General features: G+C 69.3%; 4 protein-coding genes. All 4 read right to left on the bottom strand.

Going from position 1 to position 6,758, the window contains the following annotated elements; all coding sequences use genetic code 11:
• Positions 1-58: 58 nt before the first annotated feature.
• Genes QZV84_RS07965 through QZV84_RS07950 form a run of 4 tightly spaced genes read right to left on the bottom strand, consistent with a single transcriptional unit; the run spans position 59 to position 6,615 of the window.
• Positions 59-1,222 carry a DUF3322 and DUF2220 domain-containing protein gene (locus QZV84_RS07965; protein ID WP_292827947.1) on the bottom strand — a complete coding sequence of 388 codons (1,164 nt, stop codon included), beginning with the start codon at positions 1,220-1,222 and terminating at the stop codon, positions 59-61.
• Positions 1,219-4,587, bottom strand: coding sequence for an ATP-binding protein (locus QZV84_RS07960; protein WP_292827944.1), 3,369 nt, complete (start codon positions 4,585-4,587; stop codon positions 1,219-1,221). Before QZV84_RS07960 ends, QZV84_RS07965 begins: the two co-directional genes overlap by 4 nt.
• Complete coding sequence (locus QZV84_RS07955) at positions 4,580-5,188, bottom strand: DUF4194 domain-containing protein (protein ID WP_292827941.1); 609 nt, start codon at positions 5,186-5,188, stop codon at positions 4,580-4,582. The genes QZV84_RS07960 and QZV84_RS07955 overlap by 8 nt, the downstream gene beginning before the upstream one ends.
• On the bottom strand, positions 5,185-6,615 hold the full coding sequence (locus QZV84_RS07950) for a DUF3375 domain-containing protein (RefSeq protein WP_292827938.1): 1,431 nt from the start codon (positions 6,613-6,615) through the stop codon (positions 5,185-5,187). Before QZV84_RS07950 ends, QZV84_RS07955 begins: the two co-directional genes overlap by 4 nt.
• Positions 6,616-6,758 lie beyond the last annotated feature (143 nt).

The following is a 6,758-nucleotide window of genomic DNA, read 5'->3' as shown; positions in this document are numbered from 1 at the left end:
AAGACCCGATGCGACACCAGGAAGACGCCGTGTCATGGCGGATCCAGCGTGTGTTGCGTTACCAGCCGGCATCCCGCAGACGCCCCATCGCCCAAGCCCAGTCGATGCGCTCCTGCTCCAGACGTACCGCAGAACCGAAGCGATCGGTGACGAGGTCGGTGTACAGGGCAGTCTCAGCAGGATCCAGCCCGGTCATCGCCGTCGTGGTCGGCACGGACTCACTCCCCCACCGGCCCTCGTGCGCGAGGAGCGTCTCGCGATCCATCAGGATCGAGCGCGCGTGCGGCAGGTGGGCGCGAACGCGGTGCAGGATGCCGAACCCATGCGTGTCTATGTCACCCCAGTACAGCACCGGCACATCGGCCAGCCACGGGAGGGATGCTGCGCGATCGGCGTCGTACCCCTTCCCCCACAGCACCACCGATCCGTCGGGGACCGGCACGCTCAGATACGTCACCTCGTTCTCGACGATGAGTGCACGATCGGGACGCGCCCGCAGCCTGTCCAGCTCATCGACACGCAGCGTGGCCTCGGTCACCCCTGATGGAAGTCCGACAACGGCTGGGTCGCACCGCAGCCGCACGGTCGCAGGCTTGACGGCGAAGCCGAGCGCCTCGGCGAACCGCGTCGCGTCAGATGGCACGCCGAGCATCGCGGCGAGCACTGACCGGTGTCGCTCGATGAACTTCGTGTCCACGCCCGGCGCGCTCACCTCCCGCAGATATCGTCCCGAGTCGCGGTGATCGGCGAGCCACCGGTGCGCGCTGAGCAGCGTCGCCCATTCCCCGGCCAGCGCGACCGCACGCTGAGGCGAGGTCAGCGCCCACGCGCGCGCGGTGGGAACGTCGAGGGATGCTGCCACCACGGCTCGGAACGCATCGGCATCCCGTGCTGTGCCCAACAACTGCCACGCCTGCGCGTACGACTCCACAACGGCGCGCGTCGGCAGCTCGGTCACGCCGGCGAGCCGGCCCCCGATCCTCCCCCGCAGCACGTGGTACGCCCGTCCGTCGCGGGAGCCGCGGTTGACGGCATCCGCCCACGCGCGCGCGGCATCGAAATACTCGCCGAGGTCGGCCGCCGAAGGGCCCCGTAGCGGCACCTCGACGCGCGGAAACGGCTCGTCGAGCGCGAACGCGCGCGGCAGCATCCCGTCGTCCCATCGGCGACGGACGACTGCGGCGACGCCCGCAGGCGTGGTCCAGCGCGCCGGATCGGTCACACCAAGCGCCCCCGCTGACGTTCACGGAACTCCTCGATTGTCAGCGTGTGCACGCGCGACGCGGCACCGCTGGGATTGTCGACGAAACCAATCGCACTGACGTAGGGCTCGATGACGTGCACCTTCTGCAGCGGCGTCACGATCAGCAGCTGCAGTCCGAGCTTGGCGAACAGCTCCAGCGCGTAGCGGGTCGACGCATCCGACCCGCGACCGAACGCCTCATCGATCACCGCGAAGCGGAAGTCGCGCGACTTCTCCACTCCCCACTCCAACCCGAACTGATAAGCGAGGGATGCCGCCAGGATCGTGTATGCGAGCTTCTCCTTCTGACCACCGGACTTGCCGTCGGAGTCGGTGTAGTGCTCGAACTCCTGGCCGGTCTGGCGGTCCTGCTCGCTCGCCGCGAAGCTGAACCAGTTGCGCACGTCGGTGACCCGCCGCGTCCACGCGCGGTCGCTGTCGGCATGGCCGACGCGTCCCTTGAACTTCTCGATGAGAACCCGGATCTGCTCGAAGCGCCGGGTCATGTCGGCGTCGTGGCCGGCGAGCACATCGGCGGTGGCGTCGCGCAGGTCGCCGCGGAACTGCCGCACGTCCTGGTTCACAGTCGGCTCGGCGATCAGCACGATGATGCGCCCCGGGTTGTAATCGATCGCGGCGAGCGCCTCGTTGATCACCGCGACGCGCTCGCTGATCTCGTCGGCCTGCCGGCGCAGCCACGCGTTGAACTGGGCAAGCTCACGCACCGCGTTGGTGTTGAGCTGATGACGGAACTCGGCCTCGAACCGCGGCAGATCGTCGCGCAGTACCCGCTCGTGCAGACCGCGGAAATCTCCGATCGATCCCACGCTGGCATCCATCTCCTGCTGCAGCTCTGGCCAGCGTCGCAGCACCTCACCCATCTGCTGCTGGATGCTCGTGGTGTAGCCGTTCGTCTCGCGCTGGGTCGACTCGATCGCCGAGGTGATCGCGCCGGTGAGCGACTCGCGCAGCCGATCGCAGTCGTCGACCGTGCGCACATCGGCTCGGGTCGTGCGTTCACCCAGCGCTGGGTAGAACCCCCGCGCCCGCGTGAGGACCTCGGCACCCAGCGTCGCGAGCAGATCCTCTTCGCGGCGCTGTCTCGCCTCGAGACTCGACAGCGCGGAGCGGATGCCGCCGATGTCGGCGACCACGCCGTCGGTGTCATCGCGCAGGCGCCGGTCCTCGGCATCCACCGCCTCGAGCTGCGCGTCGATCGCCGCCAGCTGCGACGACCCGGCGACCAGCGACGCGCGCTCGGTCTTGAGAGCGGCGAGCACGGCCACGGCACTGTCGACGTCGAGGTCGGTCCACGACGGATACTGGGCAAGGCCCGCCAGCGACTGTGCACGCACGGCGAGCGCCGAACCCTCGTCATCGAGTTCGGCGAGCGACCCCTCGATCTCGGCCAGCGCCGCCTCGTGCTCGCCGAGCTCCGCCTCGAGCGCGGCGATCTTCTGCTCGCTGCCGCGCCCCAGCACCCAGGATCGCGGGTCGGCGGCGCTGCGACGGTCGTCTTTCTCGTGCCGGTCGCGATCGCGCATGAGCCCCTCGCGGGTGACGGCTCGGTCCTCCCGCTGCAGCTGGGAGACGGATGCGGCGAGCACATGGTCGGCCCGCTGCGCGAGTTCGCCCTCGAGGTAGTCGGCGAATGGGCCCGGCTCGATCTCGATCGCGTCGACGAGTTGCTTGCCGCGTCGCGCCGCGGGCACGGTGCGCACGCGCCGCTCGGCGACGCGCAGGAACACCAGGCGGGCGTGCAGTCGGTTCTCATTCACCCACGCCGACACATCCGCATACCGGTGCTGGGGTACGAGCATCGACAGGGCGAAACCGCGCAGAACCCGCTCAGCAGCTCCCCGCCACTCGGCGTACCCGTCGCGCACGTCGAGCAGCTCCCCCGCGAACGGCACACCGTCCTCGGCGAGCCCGAGGTCGGCGCACAGACGCCGGCGCACCCGGTCGAGGTCCTCGGGAAGGCTGTTGCGACGCACCCGGAGCCCCTCGATCTCAGCAGCGACGGCCGCGCGCGTCCGGCGGGTGTCGGCGCGGCGATCGAACAGGGGATCCTGCCTGGCGTTGATGTCACCGCGCTGCTCGTCGAGCCGCGCCCGCTGCAGCTGTGCGACCTCGGTGCGGGCGAGAAAGTCCTCCGAACTTTCCACGGTATCGAGCCCGGCGGCCTCGAGCAGCGTGCTGTACGCCCGTCGCCGCTCGACGCGCGCGTCGCGCACCTCACTCGCCCGGGGGATCTCGTGGTCGAGGTCGCGCAACCGATCGCCGCCGACGCCGGCGCGCTCGAGCATGAGCCGATCGCGCTCGGGCACCAGCGCGTCGCGCACGGCGACGAGACCGGCCTTGCGCGCATCCAGCGCCGCGATGCGTTCGCGGGAGGCGGCAGTCTCGTTCACGAGCAGCTCGCGCACCCGCTCAGCGACGTACGGCACGACGGCGCTGCGCTCGTCGGTCAGGGTCGCGTGCCGGGCGATCGCCGCGTCGTACTTGTCGGCGGCTGCCACCAGTGGCGTCAGCAGCGCCAGCTGGTCAGTCGCGGTGCGCACCGCCTCGTGCGCCTTGACGAGGTTGTCGAAATGGTCGACGATCGCGCGCACCTTCGCCTCGGCCGATGCCGGCTCGAGCATGTGATTGCGGACGAAGTCGTTGAGGTTCCCGACCGACTTCATCGACACCGTCTGCAGGAACAGGTCCATCGCCTGCTCCGACCTGATGCCGAGCAGCCGCCGCACGCGACGGTGGTAGTCGGGGAAAGTGTTGTCGATCTCGGCTCCGTGCGAGCGCAGCCGCGCACGGAGCGCCTTGAGGTCGGAGCCGAAGTCGCTGAAATCCGGGTCGACCTCGAGCGCCGCACTCGCGGTCACGAAGAACCGGTCGGGCTGCCCGGTGCGATCGCGCTGGTGGAACACCTGCGCGATCGTGACCTGCTCGTCGTACCCAGCGTTGGCGAAGACGCCGAGGATCACCGAGTACGAGCGATGGTCTCGCAGCCCGACCGGCCTCGACGCCCCGGTCGCCTCGTTGCGCTCGGAGCGGTAGTGCCCCTCGACATAGCTGCGCAGAGTCCGCTCGCGCACGTCGGCGCCGGCGGCCTTGTTGTATGAGATGCGGTTGGCAGGTAGCAGGAGCGTCGTGATCGCGTCCACCAGCGTGGACTTGCCACTGCCGATGTCTCCGGTCAGCAGCGACGTCTGCCCGTCGGGGCGGATGGACCACACGCTCTTGTCGAAAGTCCCCCAGTTGAAGACCTCGATGCGCTGGAGCCGGTACCCGGTGCGGTGGTGCTCAGGCGCGGGCGCCTCGAGAGCGGAGAAGAGGGTGTCAGTCATCCGAACTCCTCGTGCCGACGGCATCCGTCTGTCCGGCGTACAGCGCCAAGCGCGTCGCGAAGTCCGACAGAGTCTGCGCGTCGATGTAGGCCTTGAGGATGCGGCGCACCTCCCACGCGCCCGGCTGACCGCGAAGCTCTCGCAGGAACCCGAGATCTGCGACCTGTGCGATCGTGCGGTCGGCCTGGTCGACGATGCGCGCCTCGTTGCTCGAGCTCGCCTGGAACACACGCAGCATCTCGATCAGCTGGTCGCGCGTGAGCACGAGCTTGCCGTCGCCGGCGGTCGCCTCGAACTCGACCATGCGCTTGCGCAGCAGCACGAGCATGAGGCTGACGTTGTAGGTGAGGCTGCGGCGGCGCACCAGGCGCGGCAACGGCGTCTCGCCTGCTTCGGGCTCCCGGGTGCGCAGGAACGCGTACCCCTCGGCCTCGTCGACGATCACGTCGATGCCGATCGCGGCGAAGTGGTCGGCCACGGGCGCACGGTGCCGCTGAAGGGTCTCCCAAACGGGTTCGTGGGCGGACACCTCGCGGTACACGACCTCGCGCATGAGCATGATGGTGGCCGTTGCGACCGCCTGTTCGTCTGGGCTTCTCACCGTCGTGTCACCATCACCCTCGGCATCCGCACGCGTCGAGGCTCACCCTCGACATCGTCGTACGCGATCGTCATCTCACCGTCGCTGACCTCGACCGCGATGTCGTCGTCGGCAAGCGACAGATAGCCGAGGATCTCGGCGATGCCCTCCTCGACCGGGTACAGCCCCACGATGTCGTCGAGCGCGGCGACACTGCGCGGCGGCACGACCGCGCGGATGTTGCCGGCCAGCCGCACGGTGTCGACGAACCTCTGCGCGAACAGGCCGTCGAGCCCGGTCTCGTCGACCGTGTGCGGGGCGGGCAGGCTGTCGACGACGACGTCGGGCTGCGGGTCGTACAGCGGCCGCTCGAACGGGAGCGCGATCGTCACACCGGACTCATCGATCTCGAGCCCCAGTTCGTCGCCGCGCGGCACGGTGTCGCGCACCAAGAGCGCGGATGCTTCGACCGCACGCGCGAGCTCCATGACGCGCCGGTTCTCTATCCAGACCTGGTCCTCGAGGAAACGCCGTAGCTGCTCCGACAGGTTCCGCACCGTCTGCTGCGCACGCTCGGCGGCGTCCGCCCAGTCATGGTGGACGCTGCGCAGGCGCCGCTCGGCGCCGATCTGCGGCATCCCCAGCACCGCGCCGAGAAGGTCGGCGAGCTCGTCCTGCCGGCCCTCCGACAGGAGGAAGTCGTGGAACGCCTGAAAGCTCCTCCCCTGATCGGATGCCGCGATGTCGGTGCGGCTGGTGACGAGCTCGGCGAGCAGATCGCCCTTGCCGCCCTCCCAGCCAGCGATCTTCTCGCGCGCCGTGCGGTCCAGCGTCCGGAAGTTCTCCTCCACCTCTCGGAAGTCGCTCAGCAGCTCGCGCGCCGTGGAAGAGAACTGCTGGTAACGCTCTCGCAGCGCGGTGTCGTCGAGCACCGCGAACCGGCCCTCGCGCGCGGCGGCAAGCTCCGCATTGATCGCATCGCGGCGCCGCTCGAGCTCGGCGATGCGGGTCTCGGGGTCGGTCTCGGATCCGTGCACGATCTGCCGCAGCAGGTCGACGAGCGTCTGCAGGCGCGACTCGGTGCCGACGAACGCACGGGCGCGCAGACTCTCAACCCACTGGTACGCCTTCTCGAGGGACGGGGTCGCCTCGACGTGCACCTCTTCGGATCCCGCCGGGTAGAACCGCCGCAGCCACCCGGACTCGGGCGAGGACCAGTCGTCGATGTAGTCGCTCGCGTCCTGCGTGTACCGCTCGGGTTCGATCCGGTGAACGGCATACAGGTGGTCGTCGAGCGCCGACACGAGCTGGCCGGCAGCGACCGCGCCCCGGTTCTCGTCGATGAAGTGGCGGCCGAGGAACGACAGCACGAGCGGAGCGTTCCGCGCACGCAACAGGCGCCACGCGGGATGCCGCTCCCACAGCCGATCGAGTTCGTCGAGATCCATCGCGATAAGCGTAGGGGTGCGTGCCGACAACACCGAACGTCAGCCGGACATCATCGCGATCCACGACCACATTCGACCAAGGCATCACCGGTCACGAGGTCGACGTACACCGTGCTGGACTCTGCCACCGTGCTGGACTCTGC

Source organism: Microbacterium sp., from assembly GCF_011620715.1.
GTDB lineage: Bacteria > Actinomycetota > Actinomycetes > Actinomycetales > Microbacteriaceae > Microbacterium.
The sequence above is the reverse complement of the archived record's forward strand: the minus strand, read 5'-3'. Positions and strand labels throughout refer to the sequence as shown.

Bases quoted from the DNA above. Each gene is read 5' to 3' on its own strand.
- QZV84_RS07960 (WP_292827944.1), bottom strand. From the start codon at position 4,587: ATGACTGACACCCTCTTCTCCGCTCTCGAGGCGCCCGCGCCTGAGCAC.
- QZV84_RS07950 (WP_292827938.1), bottom strand. From the start codon at position 6,615: ATGGATCTCGACGAACTCGATCGGCTGTGGGAGCGGCATCCCGCGTGG.